Below are 20175 nucleotides of genomic sequence, written 5' to 3'. Positions count from 1 at the left end.
GTTCCCTGTCCTTTAGGCGTCGAGGATCAGCGCAGGCCCTCGGCGCGTTTGAAGTTGTTGTCAACCAGCGGCTTGGCGTCGGTCTGGGGAATGTGACACTGCAGGCAGAAGTAGCGGCGCGGGGAGATGTTCGACAGCTCGCCGCCGTCACGGTCCTTGAAGTGCGTGAGGCTGACCTTGGTCGCGTTGAACTCCTGGTAGCGGCTCCAGGCGTGGCAGTCCATGCACTTGTTGAAGTTCTTGGTGACTTCGTAGCCTTCGACCTTGTGCGGAATCAAGGGTGGCTGCTGTACGTAGTCGCGCGATATGGCCGGCCCGTCGGGCCGGATATGCGCCGCCGGCGTGACCGGCTCGGCCGCGTCGACCGGTGCGCCGCGCAGACTCTGCACCTGCTGGGCGAAGGCGGCCTGTCCGCCGAAGGTACCGAAACTCACGGCGGCAATGAGCGCCAGCGTCAGGTTACGGGTCTGTTTTTTCATGACTCGCTCCTATCAAATCGGGTCGTGATTCGAAAAACGTTCTTGCCGCATACATCGACGCAGCGGCCACAGTTGGTGCAGTTGCGGTCGAGGATGACGGGATGGTCCTGGCCGGCAGCCTTGAGGGCGGGACGGATGACCTGGGGTTCGGGACAGACGGCGAAGCAGTCCATGCAGTCGTCGCAGGCGCTGCGCTGCGCTGCGCTGACGCGGACCAGCGCGGCGGCGCCAAGCAGGCTGTAGAAGGCGCCCATCGGGCAGATGTGGCCGCACCAGCCACGCGTGGCGATCAGCAGGTCGTAGAGGAAGACGCCGCCGACGATGCCCCACGCGAGGCCGAAGCCGAAGATGAGGCCGCGGTGCAGCATCGACACCGGATTGACCCACTCCCACGCGAGGCTGCCGGTGGCGAACGCGGCGATCAGCATGAAGCCGAGCAGCCAGTAGCGGGTGTCGGCCGAGGGGATCTTGCCGCCCTTGAGGCCGAGCCGCCGGCGCAGCCATGCGGCGGCGTCGGTGACGAGGTTCATCGGACACACCCACGAGCAGAACACGCGGCCGCCGACAAAAAGGTAGAAGGCGACGACGATGCCGGCGCCGATGAGGGCCTCCTTGTACGGGAGTGTTCCGGTCGCAAACGACTGGGCGAGCAGGAAGGGATCGGTGAGCGGCAGCACGTCGAGCGTGAGGCTGGACGAGAGGTTGCCCTTGACGATCCACAGCCCGAACCACGGACCGGCGAGGAACAGCGCGAGGATGCCGAGTTGCGACAGGCGGCGCAGGAGGAGCCACTTGTGCGCACCCAGCCAGCCCTTGCCGGCGATCGCATCGGCGCCGACACGGGGGCGGGCGGCGCGGGGCGAGGCGGCGGCGCTCATGGCTTCCACCCCGAGTCGAGGCCGCTGCCCGGCTGGACCGGCGCGGCGGGTGCCGGTCCCTGGCCCGGCGCGACGCGCGTGTCGCCGTAGGACCTGCCTTCGAGGCCGCGCACGGGCAGTTCCAGCTGCTCGCCGATCAGCGACTGGCCGGCGGCTTCCTTCTCTTCCCAGCCCTTGCGGTAGTGCTCAGCCTGCGAGCCCTGCGCGAGTTTCAGCGGCAACACCTTGATCGCGGCTTCGCCCGGCAGCACGCAGGATTTCTCGCATTTGCCGCAGCCGGTGCAATAGTCCGAATGCACGGTGGGCAGCAGCATCGCGTGTCGGTCGGAGCGCGGGTTGTGCTGGCGCTCCAGCGTGATGGCCTTGTCGATGACGGGACACACGCGATAGCAGACGTCGCAGCGCAGGCCGAGGAAATTGAGGCAGGTTTCGTGGTCGATGAGCACCGCGAGTCCCATGCGGGCCTTGCCGATATCGGTGAGGCTGCGGTCGAGCGCGCCGGTCGGGCACGCGGCGACGCACGGGATGTCCTCGCACATCTCGCACGCGATCTGGCGGGCGTTGAAGTACGGGGTGCCGGTCGCGACGCCGTCGCCGAGCTCTGCGAGCTTCAACGTGTCGTACGGACAGTCACGCACGCACAGGCCGCAACGCACGCAGGCGGCGAGGAAGTCCGCTTCCGCGAGCGCGCCGGGCGGGCGCAGGGCGATCGCGGGCAGGGCGCTGGCCTGCTTCGCGTACAGGCCGACACCGAGCGACAGCAGGCAGGCGCCGCCCGCGACCCCCGCCGCTTCCCGGAGGAAACGGCGGCGGGGCGAGGGGCCTCCCTGGCCGACCGGTTTGTCCTGTGTATCACCCATGATCGCTGCTCTGGCGCCCCGGTTCGCGGTCAGACCTTGAGCACCTTGACGGCGCACTTCTTGAAGTCCGTTTCCTTCGAGATCGGGCAGGTGGCGTCGAGCGTGAGCTTGTTCACCAGGCGCCCTTCGTCGAAGAACGGGATGAAGATGAGGCCGACGGGCGGCTTGTTGCGGCCGCGGGTTTCCAGGCGCGCGGTGATCTCGCCGCGGCGCGAGGCGACCTTGACCATCATGCCGCGCTGCAGGCCGCGCTTGGTGGCGTCGTCCGGGTGCATGAAGATCTGGGCCTCGGGCACCGAGCGGTGCAGCTCGGGCACGCGCCGCGTCATCGTGCCGGTATGCCAATGTTCGAGCACGCGGCCGGTGCACAGCCACATATCGAATTCCTTGTCCGGCATTTCCGGCGGATCCTGGTAGGGCAGCGCGAAGATGACCGCCCTGCCGTCCTTGTGGCCGTAGAACTTCACGCCCTCGCCGGTCTTGACGTAGGGGTCGTAGCCTTCGCGGAAGCGCCACAGGGTTTCCTTGCCGTCAACGACCGGCCAGCGCAGGCCGCGCGCCTTGTGGTACATCGCGAAGTCGGCGAGGTCGTGGCCGTGGCCGCGGCCGAACTGGGCATATTCCTCGAACAGGCCCTTCTGCAGGTAGAAGCCGAGCTCCTTGGACTCGTCGTTCATGTAGCCGGGAATCGCGTGCGAGTTGGTCTTCTCGACGTCGGCGAGCGGGAACTTGTTGACGCTGCCGTTCTTGTAGAGGATGTCGAACAGGGTCTTGCCCTTGTACTCGGGCTTCTTGGCGATGAGTTCGGCGGGCCACACGTCCTCGACCTTGAAGCGCTTCGAGAATTCGAGGAGCTGCCACAGGTCGGACTTGGCCTGGCCCGGGGCCGACACCTGCTGGCGCCAGAACTGGGTGCGGCGTTCGGCGTTGCCGAAAGCGCCTTCCTTCTCCGCCCACATCGCGGCGGGCAGGATCAGGTCGGCCGACAGCGCGGACACGGTCGGATAGCAGTCCGACACGACGATGAAGGTCTCGGGGTTGCGCCAGCCGGGATAGATCTCGCCGTTGATGTTCGGGCCGGCCTGCATGTTGTTGGTCGTGCTGGTCCAGTAGCACTTGAGCTTGCCGTCCTTGAGCGCGCGGCTCTGGGCGACGGCGTGGTAGCCGATCTTCTCGGGGATGGTGCCGTCGGGCAGCTGCCAGATCTTCTCGGTGATCGCGCGGTGCATGGGGTTGGTGACGACCATGTCGGCCGGCAGGCGATGCGAGAAGGTGCCGACTTCGCGCGCGGTGCCGCAGGCGGAGGGCTGGCCGGTGAGCGAGAACGGGCTGTTGCCGGGCTCGGAGATCTTGCCCACCAGCAGGTGCACGTTGTAGATCATGTTGTTCACCCACGTGCCGCGGGTGTGCTGGTTGAAGCCCATGGTCCAGAACGACACGACCTTCTTGTTCGGGTCCGCGTAGAGCTTGGCCATGCGTTCGAGGCGGTCGACCGGGACGCCGGAGAGCTTGGAGACCTTTTCCGCCGTGTACTCGGACACGAACTTGGCGAATTCCTCGAAGGTGATGTCGGTCGCCGCGCCGGTATTGCCCTTGGGCTTGCCGTCGGCGCCGGGGTAGCCGTTGTTGGTGGCGTTGGCTTCGAGGGCGTGATTCGGGCGCAGGCCGAAGCCGATGTCGGCCTCCCCCTTCTTGAAGTTAACGCGCGTCTTGACGAAATCCGCGTTGTACTTCTTGTGCTGGATGATGTAGTTGCAGAGGTAGTTCAGGATCGCGAGGTCGGTGTTCGGCACGAAGATCATGCCGTTGTCGGCGAGTTCGAAGGAGCGGTGCTCGAAGGTCGACAATACATGCACCTCGCTGCCTTCCTTGGACAGGCGGCGGTCGGTGATGCGCGACCACAGGATGGGGTGCATTTCCGCCATGTTCGAGCCCCACAGCACGAAGCCGTCGGCATTCTCGATGTCGTCGTAGCAGCCCATGGGCTCGTCGATGCCGAAGGTGCGCATGAAGCCCGCGACGGCGGAGGCCATGCAGTGGCGCGCGTTGGGGTCGAGGTTGTTGCTGCGGAAGCCGGCCTTGTGCAGCTTGGACGCGGCGTAGCCTTCCCAGATCGTCCATTGGCCCGAGCCGAACATGCCGACGGAGTCGGGGCCGTTCTGCTTGATCGAGGCCTTCCATTTCTCGGCCATGATGTCGAAGGCCTGGTCCCAGCTGACCGGTGCGAATTCGCCGTTCTTGTCGTACTTGCCGTTCTTCATGCGCAGCATCGGCTTGGTGAGCCGGTCGTTGCCGTACATGATCTTCGACAGGAAGTAGCCCTTGATGCAGTTGAGGCCGCGGTTCACGGGCGAGTCGGGGTCGCCCTGGGTGGCGACGACGCGGCCGTTCTGCACGCCGACGAGGACCGAGCAACCGGTGCCGCAGAAGCGGCAGGCGGCCTTGTCCCAGCGCACCTTCGTGGAGGCGGAACCGGCCGGCTGGGCCTGCGCCTCGGCCACCACCGGGATGCCGATGCCGGCGGTCGCCACGGCGGCTGCGATGGCATTGGTCTTGATGAACTCGCGTCTATCCATGGTCATTTCAAGCCTCCTTGTCCTGAGCGCTGCCGACCCGGTCCGCCGCGAGCGGCAGGCCCGGGATCGGTTCCGGGTGTTCCAATTCGTTGTCCAAACCTTCATCCGTGTATTCGTAGGCGAGTGTCACGCCGAGTACGTGCGGGGCCAGGTTGACGGCCAGCAGGGAGTCGGTCATGGCGTAGCCCTCGCCGTCTTCTACGGTGACGATGACGCGCCCGAGTTCGCTGCTCGCGCCGTGCAGCTCGACGCCGGGAATCTTCAACAATGCGTCCTTCAGGACGTCGATGTGCCCGGGACTGACCCGAACGACAAGGCTTGCGATCTTCATGCGGGCATCTCCACTTCATTCTTCATTGCGATGGCGCCGGTCGGACAAGGCGCCTGGCAGCCGCCGCAGCCGGTGCAGCGTGCAGCGTCGAACAGGGGCGGAGCGACGCCGCCGAGGGTGGGCCGGAAACGGATCGCAGCCTCGCCGCAGACTTCGCCGCACACCCGGCACTCGACGCCGCGGCGCGCGAGGCAGGCATCTCCGATCACGGCCCTGAGCTGCCACGGCGCTGCCGCCGCATCGGCCCGGCGAAGGGCTTCGGCCTTGCAGGCCGCGACACAGTCACCGCAGAAGCTGCATTCACCACGGCTGAAGTCGACAACCGGATAGCCGCCGGGGGCCGCAACAAGAATCGCGGGGGGACATGCCTTCAGGCAGTCACCACAACGCGTGCAGACGTCCTCGAACACGCCCTCGGGAACCGCCCAGGGCGGACGCAGCATGTCGGGATCGGCACGGAAGCGGCCCCTGAGAAAGCCACGACGTGAAGTCGACATGATGCGCGCGCAATACCCTGAAACATTCATGGTTTTCATTGGACACGTGCCCGGAGCGCCGAACCTTGACTGCAGTCAAGATGAGAATGGCTGGCATTCTTGATCCGCAGGATGGCCGGATCAGCGTTCGCTGCGCATGTGTTCGACGGCCCAGACGGCCGCCTCGACGCGCGAACGGAAATTGAGCTTGCGCAGCAGGTGCTTGACGTGCACCTTGACGGTGCCTTCGGCGATGTTGAGTTCGCGGGCGATCTGCTTGTTCGACAGGCCGCCCGCGATGCACGTGAGAATGCCCTGCTCGCGCTCGGTGAGTCCGGCTGCCGACGCGCTCTCGGGGCGCTTTTCGTCGCGCAGGGCGGCGGCCAGCAGGTGCGTGAGCGCGTCGGAGACGACGATGCGTCCGGCGGCGGCGGCGCGCAGCGCCTCCACCATTTCCTCGGGTTCCATGTCCTTGAGCAGGTAACCGTCCGCTCCGGCGCGCAGCGCAGCGACGAGATCTTCGGCCGCGTCCGAGACGGTGACCATCACGACGCGGGTGTCGAGGTCGGCCTGCTTCACGAAGCGCAGCACTTCGAGTCCGGAAATTTCCTTCATGTTGAGGTCGAGCAGCAGCAGGTCGGGGCGCAGGCGCAGGATCTGGCGGATGCCCTCCTTGCCGTCCGCAGCTTCGGCCACGAGCTCGAAACCGGGCACCATGCGCAGCAGCTGGATCAGCCCCTTGCGGAACAGCGGGTGGTCGTCGACGATGATGACGCGTTGCGGGGTGTCGCTCATTTGCCTTCCTGGGCGATGGGTATCGGGGTGCGAGTCGGTGTCGGCTCGGGGTTGAAGCGCACGAGAATGCATGTGCCGCCGCCGGGGCGTTCCAGCACTTCGAGCAAGCCGCCAAGACCGCGCGCCCGCTCGGCCATGATCGTAAGGCCGAAATGCTGCGCCGCGACCTGCGCGTCGGCATTCACGCCGCAGCCGTCGTCCTCGACGGCGACGGCGATCTCGCCGTCCGGCGTGGACGTTAGCGCGACGCGGATGTTGGTCGCCTGCGCATGGCGCACCGCGTTGGAGAGGGCCTCGCGGACGATGTGCAGGACGTGGATTTCCTGGTTCGGGTTGAGGTGCCTGCCCGCCAGGTCGAGATCGAATCGGATCGGCATTCCGCAGCGCGCGGCGAACTCGGACACCGTATTGCCGATCAGGCGTGCGAAGTCGCCCTCGATGCGCAGGCGGAAGGTGGCCAGCAGTTCGCGCAGCTGGCGGTAGGCGACGTTGATGCCTTCACGCAGGTCGGCGAGGATGCTGCGGGCGCCTTCGTCCGCCTGCGTGCCGGCCAGCGCCGAGGACAGCAGGCTCACCTGGATCTTCATGAAGGAGAGCGACTGCGCGAGCGAATCATGCAGCTCGCGGGCGATGATCGAGCGCTCTTCCTGCAGCGCGAGGAGGCGTTCGCGCTCGCTCTGGCGGGAGATGCCGAGCGCGATGCCCATGTGGCGCGACACGGCCTCGAGCAGGTCGCATTCCCATTCCTCCAGGCGCTGGCCCGGCGGCAGCGCCAGGCGCAGCATCCCGTAGTGGCGCTCGGCATCGCGCAGCGGCACCATCAGCACGTCGAACTCGCCCTCGCGGTGATAGCTCCACGGCGTCGCACGTCCGGAACAGCGGCCGCAGTCGCCTCCGCCCGAGAGGCGTTCCGCGCACTCGCCCATCGTCGACGCGATCGCCGATGCCGGCCCGCCGTGCTTGGGCTCGATGCAGATGAAGCTCCCCGTGAGACCCAGGGTCTGTTCGAGGTCCTGCAAGGTTTCCGAATAGGACTCGCTGCTGGCTGGCGCGTGGTAGAGACGCGCGATCACGTAGTACAGGAGTTCGAGCGCGCGGTTGCTGCGCGTGAGATCTGCGGTCTTCTTGTCGACACGGGCCGCGAGCTCGCGGTAGGCCACCGACAGCTCGCCCGCCATCGCATTGAAGGCCTCACCGACGCGCCCCAGTTCGTCGCGTCCGGTGTGGCGGCTGCGCGCCTCGAAGTCGCCGTGGGCGATGCGTGCCGCACAGCTGCGCAGGTCCGTCAACGGTGCGAGCACGCGCCGGTGCAACACGAACAGCGCCACTGCGACGACGAACACGAACAGCGCCAGCGCCGCGCCGAGCATCGTGCGAAGCTGCTCGATACGTGATTCGACATCATGCTCGAGCACCGCGACCAGCGTATTGATTTCCTCGGCGAACGCGTCGACCTCGGCAAGGAGGCTGCGGTAATGCAAGCTCGCCTGCGGGTCCTCGGGAGACGGCGCGGGGATCGTCAGCAGGCGGGGACGGATGCGCTCGGCCCACCCCGCCTCGACGCCGCGGAAAATCGACGCGAACACGCTGCTCGGCTGACGATCAAGCACGTTCGCGATTGCGTGGCTGTCGAGAGCGGCTTCGAAATGCGCTACGGCGTCCTGCACCGCGGCCTGATCCGCCGCCCCCATGCCGCGCGCCACCGCGACGCCACCGGCCCGATGGGCGAGGCGGCGCAGGCTTCCGGCAACGTTGACGGCGCTGGCGCTGCCCTGCACCGATTCGACCACGACCACCGACACGCCGATGCCGATGACACCGATCGCGGCGACCGCGAAGAATGCCAGCAGCAGAAGCAGCAGGACGGCGCGGCCGACGATCATGAGCCAGATGCGCTGCGCCAGTCCGCGCAATCCGCTCCCCTGCGGAGCCGCCGCTGGATTCATGGGAGATACCTCCATATACCCCGATCAGTATCAGGATGTTTCATGCTCAAAAAAAGTCCTTAAAAATCCGACACTTTCCTCTTACCACCAATACCTCTGAAGTGGTAGTCAACAGCAAAGTGAGACATATGCCACTAGGATCGCCTAGTTCTCTGCATCTAAACTTGCGAAAGAATGTCGGCCCGACCCCGCATCATGACGCCCAGGGAGCTTCCTGCCATGAACACGATCCAGGTCCAGACTGTTCAGATCCTCGCCCGCATCGAACCTTTCGACCGACTCGATACGGCCGCGCTGGGGCGGCTCGCCCACGGGGTGCGCTCGCTACGGGCATCGCGCGGCGAGATGCTCATGCACCGCGGAACGGAGCCCGGCGGCATGTACCTCGTGCTCGAAGGCGAGATCAAATTATTCCTGATCTCCAGCGCGGGAGCGGAAAAGGTCGTACGCCTCGCCGGGCCGGCCGACACCTTCTGCGAAGAGAACATCTTCAGCGACTCCTGTCAGAGCCTCGCAGCGCAAGCGACGCGCAACAGCATCGTGCTGCACATCCAGCGCGGCGCGCTGCAGGCGGCGATGGCGGCGCAGCCGGCCTTCGCGATGGCATTGATGGCGCGGCTTTCGGAGCGCATGCGCGAGCTGGTCGACGGGATGGAGCAATGCACCCAGCGCAGCAGCACGCAGCGCGTCGCGCACTATCTGGTGCAGCATGCCGACAGCGACGACGGCGATGTGCATCTTCCCTGCGACAAGCAGACGATCGCATCGCAACTCAACCTGACGCCGGAAACCTTCTCGCGCGTACTCAACCGGCTGCGGCGCGACGGCTTCATCGTGCCGCGCGGACGGCGCGCGATCACCCTCACGAACCGCCTGCAGCTCGAGCGCATCGCCGCCTGACGGCAGGCCGGCCGCTTCAGGGGGCGAGCGGCGTCACGCGGTCGCGGTTGCCGTCCGCGGCAAGCCAGCGCACGAGAATGCGGTAGATGTCCATGTCGAAGCGGCGCGCGGGCAGCTCCCCTCGCAGCGCATCCAGCGCCTGCGCGCTGTCGACGGAGCCCAGCAGGCACCAGCGGTCGAACACGTGCCAGGCCTCGCTGCCGCTGTGCGCGCAGCGCTCCGCGATGATCACCGGGCCCGTCCACGGCCAGGGGCGCAGCTTCACCGCGCCGAGCGCGCCGAGCAGGCGCTCGTCGTGCGCCGCGGTGCTTTCCTTGCCGGCGCACACGCCGGCGCAGCGTTTGGCCAGATGCGCCGAACAGGATCCGTCGCTGCCCCCTTCGAGCCCGAGGCGCCGCAGGCACAACTGGTAGGCCTGCGCGAGTTCGCGCAGCAGATTGTCGGCTTCCTTCTTCGTGCGGAAAGTGCCATGCACGTCGCCCCATGCCGCGGGATCGCTGTCGGCGAGGGGCACGCGCTGCAGGATGGGGGGACGCTTGCGTCCCGGCACGTACTGCAGGCCGAAGACCTCCGCACTGCCCACGGCGCGGTTGTACTGGGGGCAACGGCGGCGCAGGAACGCCGTTTCGCGCAGCGTCGCGGTCAGTTCGCCGGCGCTCTCCTCCCAGTCGACGCGGCGCACACGCTGCGCGAGCTCCGCATCCTTGCCTTTCACGCCGGGTGCGAAATGCTCCATGACGCGCGCGCGCAGGCAGGCGCTGCGGCCGAGGTAAAGGAGCTGGTCGTTGTCGCCATAGAGGTAATACAGGCCAGGCGACTCCGGCAGACCTTCGAGCACGCCTTCGGGCAGCTCGACCGCACGCGCGGGACGCTTCATCGCACGCTCGACGGCGCGTGCGAGCACGTCGGGCGCGAAGGAAGCGGTCACGAGGCGGGCGAACTGCCACAGCACCTCGGTATCGCCCATCGCGCGGTGCCGCGCGCCGCAGGTGAAGCCGTGGCGCTCGATCAGCGCGTCGAGGCCGTGGCGGTGATGCTCGGGGTACAGCGCGCGCGACAGCTTGACGGTGCATAGCACCGGGGCGTCGAAAGTCTCGCCGATGCGTGCGAACTCGCTGCGGATGAAGCCGTAGTCGAAGCGCGCGTTGTGCGCGACGAAGACGGCCCCGCCGAGACGGGCGCGCACCTCGTCGGCAACGGCCGCGAAGATCGGGGCGTCGGCCACCATCGCGTCGGTGATGCCGACCAGCCGCTGGATCAGCGGCGGAATCGGGCATTCGGGATTGACCAGGGTCTCCCAGCGCTCGACCAGCTCGCCGCGCTCGATGCGCAACACGGCGATCTCCGTCACGCGGTCGCGCAACGGATTCGCGCCGGTGGTCTCGACGTCGATCAGGACCAGTGAGTCAGGCAGCGACACGCGGGCTCAAGAAAGGGCGGGTTCCCGCTGGACAGGGCGCACGCCGCACGAATGGACGCGTGCGCGGCGGACGGACCGGCATTGCCGATCAGTAGTGCGTATCGTAGTAGTAGGCCTTCACCGGCACGCTCGACTCGTCGTAGCGCTTCTGGATTGCGACGTCCTGCGGCTTGTCCCACCACAGGGCACGGCCCTTCTTCTGCTCGTCGAGTTCCTTCGGGTGCTTTTCCAGCCACTCGCGCATGAACTTGGTGTGCTCCGATTCGTAGATCGCCATTCACTCTCTCCCGGTACAAGGCGACGCATTGTAGACGTCCCGGCCAGCCGCCGCCAATGCGCGCACGCAAAACGGGATTCCTTTACATCACTTCGACACCAGTTCGTCGATCAGGATCCAGGCCGCGGTCGCCCCGAGCAGCGCGGCCATCGTCCAGTTGAAGGCACGCAGCGCGACCGGACTCTTCAGGAAGACACCCATGCGGTCGCCCGCGAGCGCCCACAGTGCGATGCACGGCAGGTTCACCAGCGCGCACCGCAGCGCCAGCTCGCCCGCCGACTGCCAGCCGCCGTCGCGCGGCAGGAACAGGATCGCGACGTTGAGCACCATCATCCACGCCTTGGGATTGACCCACTGGAATAGTGCGGCGCCGACGAAGCCCAGCGGACGGGACTGGCCGCGCGAGGCCGGCTCGCCCGCGCGCGCCTGGCGCCATGCGAGCCACAGCAGGTAGGCGCAGCCGGCGATCACGAGCGGCACGCGCAGCGCTTCGAGCCACACCATGATCCACGCCAGCAGGCTCGCAACGAGCACGACCTGCACGCCGTGGCCGATGCTGACGCCGAGCAGGTGCGGCAGCGTGCGGCGGAAGCCGAAATTTACGCCGCTCGCGGCGAGCATGAGGTTGTTCGGTCCGGGGGTGACGGACATCGTGACCACGTAGGTCATCAAGGGCAGATCAAACATGGTGCCTTCTCCGGGCTGTCTTGCATGTCCCCAAGAATAAGGATTCGCATCGTAAGGTTACAGCGCCAGAAAATAACTTTTATACTGGATACAGTTTCATCATTACCAAACTGTATCTGTCGTTCGCCGCTCACACTGCACCCATCGCCCCCGGAGGCTCCACCATGCTCGACGACAGCCAGCCGCTCTATCAGTCCCTCGCCCTGGAGCTGCGCCACGCGATGACCGACGGACGCCTTGCGAGCGGCGAGCGCCTGCCCTCGGTGCGCGAGGCGGCGAAGAGCCGCGGGCTGAGCATCAACACCGTTCTCGCCGCCTACCGCCAGCTCGAGGCGCACGGCCTGATCGAGGCGCGGCCGCAGTCGGGCTATTTCGTGCGCTCGCGCCTGCCGACGCCGGCGGTGCCACGCTTCGCAGCCGCCAGCACGACGGCGAAATCCGCGGAGGCGGAGGTCCTCGACCAGATCAGCCGCGTCGTCGCCGCGCAGGCGAGCTCCGACACGATCGACCTGTCGCTCGCCTGCCCCAAGGGCAGCGATTTCTATCCGGGCGAACGCCTGGGGCGGCTGGTGTCCGACCTCGCGCGGCGGCGGCCGGAACTGCTGTCCGACTACTGCCTGCCGCCCGGATCGCTGCTGCTGCGGCGCGAGATCTGCCGCCACGCGCAGGATCTGGCGATGACGCTGGAACCCGAAAACATCATCCTCACCAACGGCTGCATGGAGGCGCTGCAGTTCGCACTGCGCACGGTGACGCGCCCCGGCGACACGATCGCGCTGGAGTCGCCGACCTACTTCAACCTGATCCCGCTCGCGGAGCGCCTGGGCCTGAAGACGATCGAAGTGCCGACGCATCCGGACACCGGCATATCGCTCGACGCGCTGGAGCTGCTGCTGTCGGAGCGGCGCGTGCAGGCGGTCGTGACGATGCCCAACGTACACAACCCGCTGGGCACCAGCATGCCGGTCGAAGGCAAGAAGCGGCTCGCGGAACTCGCCAACGAATATCGCGTGCCGGTGATCGAGGACGCGCTGTACGCCGAATTGCAGTACGCGACGCCGTTGCAGCCGGCCGCCAAGGCCTTCGACCGCGACGGCTGGGTGATCGTGTGCGCGTCCTACACGAAGACGCTGGCACCGGGTTTCCGCGTCGGCTGGATGGAAGGCGGGCGCTTCCGGCGCGAACTCAAGGACCTCAAGTTCTGCAGCTCGGTCGCGCAGCCCGCGCTGTTGTGCGAGGCACTCGGCGTGTTCCTCGAAACCGGCGGCTACGCGCAGCACCTGCGCCGGCTGCGGCGCACCTACGCGGGGCAGGTCGAGCGCCTGCGCGGCCTGATCGACAGCGCCTTTCCCGCCGGCACGCAGGCGACACGGCCGACCGGGGGATTCCTGCTATGGGTGCAGCTACCGGCGGGCTGCGACTCGAACCGCCTGTTCGACACCGCGCTCGCACGCGGCATCAGCATCACGCCGGGGCAGCTGTTCTCGCCCAGCGGACGCTACACGCGGCACATCCGGCTGTCGGGCTGCTATCCGTTCTCGGATCGGCACGTGCATGCGCTGATGACGCTGGGGGAGCTCGCGCGGCAGCAGTTATGAACAGACTTGGCCGCAGAAGCTCGACAGGATGCTGACGACCTCCTCGCGCGCCAAGTCGCGCACGATGAAGACGAGGCGGCTGCGGCGGTCGTCGTAGGGCGGACCGTCGGGCCACGCGGACAGGCTACCGGTCGGGTAGGCGACATGCTGCACACACTGCACGACGCGCGGCAGCGGGTCGCCGGCGACGTTGAGCAGGCCCTTGATGCGCAGGATGCGCGCACCATACACCTGCAGGATCAGGCCAAGGCCGTCGGAGAAGCCCAGCCAGTCGAGCGGCTCGTCGAAGCGCAGCACGTAGCTGGTGACCTGCTCGTCGTGGCGCGTCTCGTGACCTGCGACGGCGGCGGGCTTCGCACCAGGTTTGCGCCATGCCGGCGCCGCTGCGGCCTGCGCGCGCACGCGCTCGTCGCCGAGCCAGCGCGCGACGTCCGGGATCTTGCCCGCGGGGTCGTACAGGCCGCAGCCCGACACCGCCGCAGCGGGCACCTCGCCGCGGAACACCTCGACCTGCTGCGCGCCCGGGTTCAGCGTCGCGAGCCGCGTCGCGAGCGCCGCACGCTCGTCCTCGCCGGCAAGGTCGCATTTGGTCAGCAGCAGCCGGTCGGCCATCGCGACCTGGCGCACGGCCTCGCGGTGGCGGTCGAGCTGGCCTTGGCCGTGCGTCGCGTCGACCGCGGTAATCACGCCGTCGCAGCGGTAGCGCTCGGCGATGAAGGGCTCCTGCATCAGCGTGTAGATCACCGGCGCCGGATCGGCGAGGCCGGTGGTCTCGACCAGCACGCGCTCGAGGCCGGGGATCTCGCGCCGCAGCGCGCGCATGAAGAGGTTCTTCAGCGCCTTCACGAGGTCGCCCTGCACGCTGCAGCACACGCAGCCGGAGTCGAGGACGATCAAGGTCTCATCGACCTTGTCGACGAGGTGATGGTCAACGGCGACTTCGCCGAACTCGTTGATCAGCACCGCGGCACGCGACATCGCGGGGTCGCGCAGCAGGTGGTTGAGGAGCGTCGTCTTGCCGGCGCCGAGGAAGCCGGTCAGCAGCGTGACGGGGATGCGGCGGTCGCTGCCGGCTTCGGACTGCGGCTCGGACATGTCCGTCTCAGACGCGCGCGTCGCTCTTCATGCGCGCGATGCGCACGACTTCCGGCACCCGCCGCACGCCGCGCATCACGTGCGCGAGGTGCATGCGGTCGCGTACCTGCACGGTGAGGTTCATCGCCGTGTACAGGCCGCCCTGCTCGTTGTCCATCGACACGTTCTGGATGTTGCAGTCCTCGTCGGCGATCGCGCTGGCGACGCGCGCGAGCACGCCGCGCACGTTCTTGGTCAGGACGCGGATCGTGACGTCGAACAGGCGGTCCTCGCCGGCCTCCCACTCGACATCCACCCAGCGCCCGCGGTCGCCGCGCACCTTGGAGACGACCTGACAGTCGTGCAGGTGCACTTCCAGCCCCTGCCCCTTGCGGATCACGCCGATGATCGGGTCGCCGGGGATCGGCTGGCAGCAGCGCGCGAGCTGCACCGCGATGCCCTCGCTGCCACGGATCAGGATCGCCCCGGCGGGCTTGGGCTTGATGACATCCGGGCGGCCCGACTCCAGGTCCTGTGCCTGCGCGAGGCGTCGCGCGACGATGACCGGCAGGCGCCGGCCCAGCCCGATGTCGGCGAAGACTTCCTTCTTCGAGCGCATGCTGCGGTCGCGCAGGAAGCGGTCCCACGCGAAGGTGCTGATCTGGCCCAGCGTGAGGCCGTGGGGCCGCAAAGCCTGGTTCAGCAGCCGCTCGCCCAGCGTCACCGATTCGTCCTGCTGCGCGCCCTTGAGGAAGTGGCGGATCTGCGCACGCGCCTTGCCGGTGCGCACATACGCGAGCCACGCCGGGTTGGGGTTGGCGTGCGCGGCGGTGATGATCTCGATCTGGTCGCCGTTGCGCAATTCCGTGCGCAGCGGCATCAGGTCGCCGTTGATGCGGCACGCCACACAACGGTTGCCGATGTCGGTATGCACCGCGTAGGCGAAATCGACCGGCGTCGAGCCCTTCAGGAGCGACAGGATGCGGCCCTTGGGCGTGAACACGTAGACCTCGCCCGGGAACAGGTCGATCTTCACGTGCTCGAGGAATTCGGTCGCCTCGCCCGAGGTCGATTGCAGCTCCAGCAGCGACTGCAGCCAGGAATGCGTCTTCTGCTGCAGCTCGGTGAGCGTCTTCTCGTCTTCCTTGTACAGCCAGTGCGAGGCGACGCCGCTCTCGGCGATGTGGTGCATCTCGGCGGTGCGGATCTGCACCTCGACCGGCGTGCCGAAGGGGCCGATCAGCGTCGTGTGCAGCGACTGGTAGCCATTCGCCTTGGGGATCGCGATGTAGTCCTTGAACTTGCCCGGCACCGGCTTGTACATGGAATGCAGCGCGCCCATCGCGAGGTAGCAGCTCGGCACGTCGCGCACGATCACGCGGAAGCCGTAGATGTCGAGCACCTGCGAGAAGGACAGGTGCTTCTCGGCCATCTTGCGGTAGATCGAGAAGAGGTGCTTCTCGCGCCCGCGCACGTCGGCCGAGAGGTTCCACTGCGGCAGGCGCTCCTCGATCGCCTGCAGCACCTTGCCGACGACTTCCCGCCGGTTGCCCCGCGCCGCCTTGATCGCGCGCGACAGCACGCGGTAGCGCATCGGGTACTTGTGCTCGAAAGACAGTTCCTGCAGTTCGCGGTAGAGGTTGTTGAGGCCCAGGCGGTTGGCGATCGGCGCGTAGATCTCCAGCGTCTCGCTGGCGATGCGGCGCCGCTTGGCCGGGCGCACGCAGTGCAGCGTGCGCATGTTGTGCATGCGGTCGGCGAGCTTGACCAGAATCACGCGCAGGTCGCTTGCCATCGCGAGCAGCATCTTGCGGAAGTTCTCCGCCTGCGCCTCTTCGTGCGAGCGGAATTCGATCTTGTCGAGCTTGGACAGCCCGTCGACAAGCTCGGCCGTGGTCTTGCCGAAGCGCTCGGCGATCTCCTGCTTGGAGATGTGGGTGTCCTCCATGACGTCATGGAGGAGCGCGGCCATCAGCGCCTGCGGGTCGAGATGCCAGTCGGCGACGATGTCGGCGACCGCGACCGGATGCGAGATGTAGGGGTCGCCGCTGATGCGGAACTGCCCCTCGTGGGCATTCGCGGCGAAGTGATAGGCGGCCTCGACGCGGCCCACGTCCTCCGGCTTCAGGTAGGTCGCGAGCTTCGCCTTGAGTTCGGCGAAGTCGAGCGACAGCACGCTCGACACGGGAGGACGGAAAGGTTCGGGGGCGGGAATCGCAGCGGCGGCTTCCATGACGGAACGACTCCCGGCTCCCCGTGCGGGATCAGGCCTGCCCGCGATTGAGGACTTCCAGGCCGACCTTGCCGGCGGCGATCTCGCGCAGGGCGATCACGGTCGGCTTGTCCTTGTCGCTCTTGTCGATTTCGACCTGCGGGGTCGAGCCGATCGTGATCTGGCGCGCGCGATAGGTCGCGGCCAGGGTCAGCTGGAAGCGGTTGGGGATTCGTTTGAGGCAATCCTCGATGGTGACACGAGCCATTTTTCAGTCCTGTTCAAGAAAATCGAAGTACTGCTGGTGCCGCAGACGCTGCCGGCCGTAGCGCAGCCGCGACGCGCGCACCACCGCCACGAGGTCGTCGATGGCGTTTTGCAGATCGTCATTCAGTATAACGTAGTCGAATTCCGCCACATGCCGCATCTCGCCGCGTGCGCCCAACAGCCGGCGGGCGATCACGTCCTCGCTGTCGGTGCCGCGGCCGCGCAGGCGCGACTCCAGCGCATCCACCGATGGCGGCAGCACGAACACGCCGACCGCGTCGTGAAAGCTCTTGCGCACCTGCTGCGCGCCCTGCCAGTCGATCTCGAGCAGGATGTCGCGCCCGGCGGTGATCTGCTCCTTCAGCCAGACCCTGGACGTCGCATAGTAGTTTCCGTGCACCTCGGCCCATTCGAGGAATTCGCCGCGGTCGCGCAGGCCGCGGAAGGTCTCGACGTCCACGAAATGGTATTCGCGCCCGTCCTGCTCGCCGGGGCGCGGCGCGCGCGTCGTGTAGGACACCGACAGGTGCATCTGCGGATCGCGTTCGAGCAGGCCGCGCACGAGGGTTGTCTTGCCGGCGCCGGAGGGCGCAGTGATGATGATCAGGGTACCGGGCATATGTTCGCGCCGCATTCCGTTGCGTGCGGCGCCTCCGTGGTTCGCGGGTTGATCCATGGCCGGCATGCGCCGGCCCCGCACGCAGGCGGAACCCCGATTGTGCCAGCCGGCACGCGGCGACGCCAAACCCCGCGAAGCTCCACCGCCACGGCCAGGCGTTGCGCAATGCACACGCACGATCGCCGCGCCTGGTTAAAATGCATATCCCGCCACTCCGGATAAGCCAATGTCCTGGACCCTCCCCGATCGCGGCACGCTGCTCGGACTCGCCGAAGACGGCGCACTGACGCCGCGACAGCTCGAACAGGCGGCGGCCGTCGCGCCCCTCGTGCCGACGCGCGACGAATGGCTGGCCGGCGCCGACCGCCTGCTCGCGCTCGCCGGAGCCCTGCTCCTCGCGGCCGGCCTGATCTTCTTCTTTGCGTACAACTGGGACGCGCTGCACCGCTTCGCGAAGCTGGGCATCGCGATCGCCGCGCTCGCCGCGTGCACCGGCACGGCGCTCGCCGCCCCGCCCTTCGGGACAGTGTGGCGTGCCGCGCTGCTCGCGGCCTGCCTCGCCACCGGCGCGCTGCTCGCGCTGATCGGGCAGACCTACCAGACCGGGGCGGACATCTGGGAACTCTTCGTCGCGTGGGCCGCCCTGATGCTGCCCTTCGTGCTGCTCGCGCGCTCGTCCGCGAGCTGGCTGCTGTGGCTCGCCGTCGCCAACGCGGGGCTGCTGCGCTACCTGTCGGAATCGTGGTGGTCGCGCTTCGCCGGCGCACTCGGCGACGCAGAGTCGCTGCTTGCGATCGCCGCGTTCAACGGCGCGGTGCTGCTCGCGTTCGAGTTCGCCGGGTCAGCCCTGCTCGCGACGCCGCGGCGCCACATCCACCGCATCGCGGGCCTCGGCGTGCTCGCGCCGCTCGCGCTCGGCGCATGCCTGAGCTGGTGGGACGCCGATTTCCGCCTCACGGGCCTCGTCTTCGCCGCGGTCGCCGCCGCGTTCGCGCTGGCCTACCTTGCGCACCGGCGCGACGTGCCGATGCTCGCGCAGACCGCATTCGCGACGATCGCCGTCGCCACATCCGCGCTGATCCGCGTGATGCCGCACGACGCCAGCTTCGTCACGATCAACATCGTCGCGGTCTTCGTGATCGCCAGCACCGGCATCGCCGGCGTGTGGCTGACCCGGCTCTACCGCGAAGGGAGCAATCCATGAGCGCCACACCTTCCTCCCGGCTGCTCGAACGCCTCGGCCTTGCCGGCATCGTCGACGAAGCGCAGCTCGCCGCACTGCGGGGGGCCGCACGGACGCCGTGGTGGCTCGCCGTGCTGCTCGGCTTCGCCGCGTGGGTCGCCGCGCTGATGATCATGTCGTCATTCTTCGCCCCCCTCCTCGCCTTCGGCAACGAACCCGCGACGCGCGCCTTCGCCGGCATCCTGCTGGCCGCAGCGAGCGTCTTCCTGCTCCGCCGACGCAAGCCCTTCACCGACCAGATGGGCCTCGCGTTCTCGCTCGCCGGCCAGGCGCTGGTCGTCTCCGCCTTCGCCGACCGCTTCTTCGACGTCGTCGAAGGCTCCGATGTGCTCGCGCTCACGGCGCTGGCCGCCAGCCTCGCGATGGCCGCCGCGCCCGCGTCCAACCTGCACCGCAGCGCCTGCGCGCTGATCGCGCTGTCCAGCCTCGCGTGGCTGATCGGCCCCGGTACCGGGCTCGCGCTCTTCGGCGTCGCGGCCGCCGGCGGGGCCGCGGCGCTGTGGCTCGCGCGCCCGGCCTGGGCCGGCCACCCGCAGGCCACGCTGATCAAGGCCGCCGCCCATGCGCTGACCCTCACGGCACTGACGATCGCCCCCTATGGCCACGCGCACTCCATGCTGACCGTGCTCGAAGAAGCGATCACCGGCTACCGGACCGGCTTCGTGCTGCCGGTGTACGGCATCGGCGCCGCGCTCGTGCTCCTCTCGACGACCGCATGGCTGTGCCGTGACTCCGCCACGCTGCGCCTGCCTGCACTCGCGGGCGCACTGCTCCTTGCCCTCGCCGCGCACCCTGCGCCCGGCCTGCTGGTGGCAGTCGCCTTGCTGCTCGCCGCCTTCCACGCCAGCCACCGCCCCTGGACCGTGATGACGCTCGTGTTCGCGGCCCTCTATCTCGGCGAGCTCTACTACGGCCTGCAGGACACGCTGCTGGTGAAATCTCTCGCATTGATCGCCAGCGGCGCGGTGCTGCTCGCGCTGCGCGCGCTGCTGCGCGCCCGCACCGGGAGGACTGCATGAACCCGAAGCCCCTGCGCGCCGCGCTGCTTGCGGCCTTCCTGCTGATCGTCGCGAGCGCGCTGTACGCCGTACGCGACAACGAGCGCGTCCTCGCCGAAGGGCGCGTCGTGCTGGTGCAGCTGGCACCCGTCGATCCGCGCTCGCTGATGCAGGGCGACTACATGGCGCTGCGCTATGCGATCGACAACGAACTCCTGCGCAACGAAGGCGAAGGCCGCTATGCCCACCTCGCCCTCGACGCGGAAGGACGCGCGAGCCTGGTCGGGCTCGGCGACCGCGTGCCGGACGATCCGGCGCTCGTCGCGATGGAGCTGCGTTCGCGCGACGGGCGCGAAACGGTCGGGCCGAACGCCTTCTTCTTCCAGGAAGGCCACGCCGACGACTTCAGCGGTGCGCAATGGGGCGAGTTTCGCGTCGATGCGAGCGGCAAGGCACTGCTCACCCACCTGCGCGGCGAAGACCTCCTGCGGCTCGGCGAGAACCGCCGCTGAGCGGCCGCTTCCGCTATCGTGCACGCC

At 67.8% G+C, this 20175-nt stretch carries 20 protein-coding genes; 5 read left to right on the top strand and 15 right to left on the bottom strand.

Annotated features, from left to right (window positions below):
• Positions 1 to 26: 26 nt before the first annotated feature.
• The 8 genes from F464_RS0108850 to F464_RS0108815 form a co-directional block, all read right to left on the bottom strand.
• Positions 27 to 479: a nitrate reductase cytochrome c-type subunit gene (locus F464_RS0108850; protein ID WP_018989440.1), complete on the bottom strand. Its 453-nt coding sequence runs from the start codon at positions 477 to 479 to the stop codon at positions 27 to 29.
• Positions 476 to 1357, bottom strand: a complete 882-nt coding sequence (napH, locus tag F464_RS0108845) for a quinol dehydrogenase ferredoxin subunit NapH (RefSeq protein ID WP_018989439.1) — start codon at positions 1355 to 1357, stop codon at positions 476 to 478. The genes F464_RS0108850 and napH overlap by 4 nt, the downstream gene beginning before the upstream one ends.
• On the bottom strand, positions 1354 to 2217 hold the full coding sequence (gene napG, locus F464_RS0108840; RefSeq protein WP_018989438.1) for a ferredoxin-type protein NapG: 864 nt from the start codon (positions 2215 to 2217) through the stop codon (positions 1354 to 1356). Before napG ends, napH begins: the two co-directional genes overlap by 4 nt.
• A 29-nt stretch (positions 2218 to 2246) precedes the next feature.
• Positions 2247 to 4799 carry a nitrate reductase catalytic subunit NapA gene (gene napA / locus F464_RS0108835; protein ID WP_026295861.1) on the bottom strand — a complete coding sequence of 851 codons (2553 nt, stop codon included), beginning with the start codon at positions 4797 to 4799 and terminating at the stop codon, positions 2247 to 2249.
• A gap of 1 nt (position 4800) precedes the next feature.
• Complete coding sequence (locus tag F464_RS0108830; protein ID WP_018989436.1) at positions 4801 to 5124, bottom strand: chaperone NapD; 324 nt, start codon at positions 5122 to 5124, stop codon at positions 4801 to 4803.
• Positions 5121 to 5621, bottom strand: a complete 501-nt coding sequence (napF, locus tag F464_RS0108825) for a ferredoxin-type protein NapF (RefSeq protein WP_018989435.1) — start codon at positions 5619 to 5621, stop codon at positions 5121 to 5123. Before napF ends, F464_RS0108830 begins: the two co-directional genes overlap by 4 nt.
• Positions 5622 to 5741: 120 nt before the next feature.
• On the bottom strand, positions 5742 to 6395 hold the full coding sequence (gene narL, locus F464_RS0108820; protein ID WP_018989434.1) for a two-component system response regulator NarL: 654 nt from the start codon (positions 6393 to 6395) through the stop codon (positions 5742 to 5744).
• Positions 6392 to 8341, bottom strand: a complete 1950-nt coding sequence (locus F464_RS0108815; RefSeq protein ID WP_018989433.1) for a histidine kinase — start codon at positions 8339 to 8341, stop codon at positions 6392 to 6394. The genes narL and F464_RS0108815 overlap by 4 nt, the downstream gene beginning before the upstream one ends.
• A gap of 219 nt (positions 8342 to 8560) precedes the next feature.
• Here F464_RS0108815 and F464_RS0108810 point away from each other — a divergent pair, with 219 nt between their 5' ends.
• Positions 8561 to 9241 carry a Crp/Fnr family transcriptional regulator gene (locus tag F464_RS0108810; RefSeq protein ID WP_018989432.1) on the top strand — a complete coding sequence of 227 codons (681 nt, stop codon included), beginning with the start codon at positions 8561 to 8563 and terminating at the stop codon, positions 9239 to 9241.
• A gap of 16 nt (positions 9242 to 9257) precedes the next feature.
• Here F464_RS0108810 and F464_RS0108805 read toward each other — a convergent pair whose 3' ends face one another.
• The 3 genes from F464_RS0108805 to F464_RS0108795 all read right to left on the bottom strand — a co-directional run bounded on the left by F464_RS0108805 (position 9258) and on the right by F464_RS0108795 (position 11625).
• Positions 9258 to 10661, bottom strand: a complete 1404-nt coding sequence (locus tag F464_RS0108805) for an exonuclease domain-containing protein (protein WP_018989431.1) — start codon at positions 10659 to 10661, stop codon at positions 9258 to 9260.
• An 88-nt stretch (positions 10662 to 10749) separates the two neighbouring features.
• Positions 10750 to 10938 carry a DUF3460 family protein gene (locus tag F464_RS0108800; RefSeq protein ID WP_018989430.1) on the bottom strand — a complete coding sequence of 63 codons (189 nt, stop codon included), beginning with the start codon at positions 10936 to 10938 and terminating at the stop codon, positions 10750 to 10752.
• An 87-nt stretch (positions 10939 to 11025) separates the two neighbouring features.
• On the bottom strand, positions 11026 to 11625 hold the full coding sequence (locus tag F464_RS0108795) for a LysE family translocator (protein WP_018989429.1): 600 nt from the start codon (positions 11623 to 11625) through the stop codon (positions 11026 to 11028).
• Between the two features lie 164 nt (positions 11626 to 11789).
• Between F464_RS0108795 and F464_RS0108790 the strand changes: the two genes are divergently transcribed.
• Positions 11790 to 13223 (top strand): aminotransferase-like domain-containing protein, encoded by a 1434-nt coding sequence (locus F464_RS0108790; protein WP_018989428.1) that lies wholly within the window; start codon positions 11790 to 11792, stop codon positions 13221 to 13223.
• Here the strand turns inward: F464_RS0108790 and F464_RS0108785 are convergent.
• Genes F464_RS0108785 through gmk form a run of 4 tightly spaced genes read right to left on the bottom strand, consistent with a single transcriptional unit; the run spans position 13218 to position 17395 of the window.
• On the bottom strand, positions 13218 to 14318 hold the full coding sequence (locus F464_RS0108785; RefSeq protein WP_018989427.1) for a CobW family GTP-binding protein: 1101 nt from the start codon (positions 14316 to 14318) through the stop codon (positions 13218 to 13220). The genes F464_RS0108790 and F464_RS0108785 overlap by 6 nt on opposite strands.
• A gap of 7 nt (positions 14319 to 14325) precedes the next feature.
• The gene (locus tag F464_RS0108780) at positions 14326 to 16530 is read right to left on the bottom strand and encodes a RelA/SpoT family protein (RefSeq protein WP_018989426.1); all 2205 of its coding nucleotides are present in this window, start codon (positions 16528 to 16530) and stop codon (positions 14326 to 14328) included.
• 31 nt (positions 16531 to 16561) lie between these two features.
• Positions 16562 to 16777: a DNA-directed RNA polymerase subunit omega gene (rpoZ, locus tag F464_RS0108775; protein ID WP_018989425.1), complete on the bottom strand. Its 216-nt coding sequence runs from the start codon at positions 16775 to 16777 to the stop codon at positions 16562 to 16564.
• Positions 16778 to 16780: 3 nt separating this feature from the next.
• Entirely contained in the window at positions 16781 to 17395 is a 615-nt protein-coding gene (gene gmk / locus F464_RS0108770) for a guanylate kinase (protein WP_026295859.1), read from the bottom strand.
• A 226-nt stretch (positions 17396 to 17621) separates the two neighbouring features.
• Here gmk and F464_RS0108765 point away from each other — a divergent pair, with 226 nt between their 5' ends.
• The 3 genes from F464_RS0108765 to F464_RS0108755 are packed head-to-tail and all read left to right on the top strand — an operon-like array spanning position 17622 to position 20148.
• Positions 17622 to 18599, top strand: coding sequence for a DUF2157 domain-containing protein (locus F464_RS0108765; protein ID WP_018989423.1), 978 nt, complete (start codon positions 17622 to 17624; stop codon positions 18597 to 18599).
• A complete protein-coding gene (locus F464_RS0108760; RefSeq protein ID WP_018989422.1) occupies positions 18596 to 19657 on the top strand; it encodes a DUF4401 domain-containing protein in 1062 nt (353 codons plus the stop codon). The genes F464_RS0108765 and F464_RS0108760 overlap by 4 nt, the downstream gene beginning before the upstream one ends.
• On the top strand, positions 19654 to 20148 hold the full coding sequence (locus F464_RS0108755) for a GDYXXLXY domain-containing protein (protein WP_018989421.1): 495 nt from the start codon (positions 19654 to 19656) through the stop codon (positions 20146 to 20148). Before F464_RS0108760 ends, F464_RS0108755 begins: the two co-directional genes overlap by 4 nt.
• Positions 20149 to 20175: the final 27 nt, after the last annotated feature.

Origin of the sequence: Aromatoleum toluclasticum ATCC 700605, from assembly GCF_000378245.1 — a bacterium.
Lineage (GTDB): Bacteria > Pseudomonadota > Gammaproteobacteria > Burkholderiales > Rhodocyclaceae > Aromatoleum > Aromatoleum toluclasticum.
This window is presented reverse-complemented; position numbering and strand designations above follow the sequence as displayed.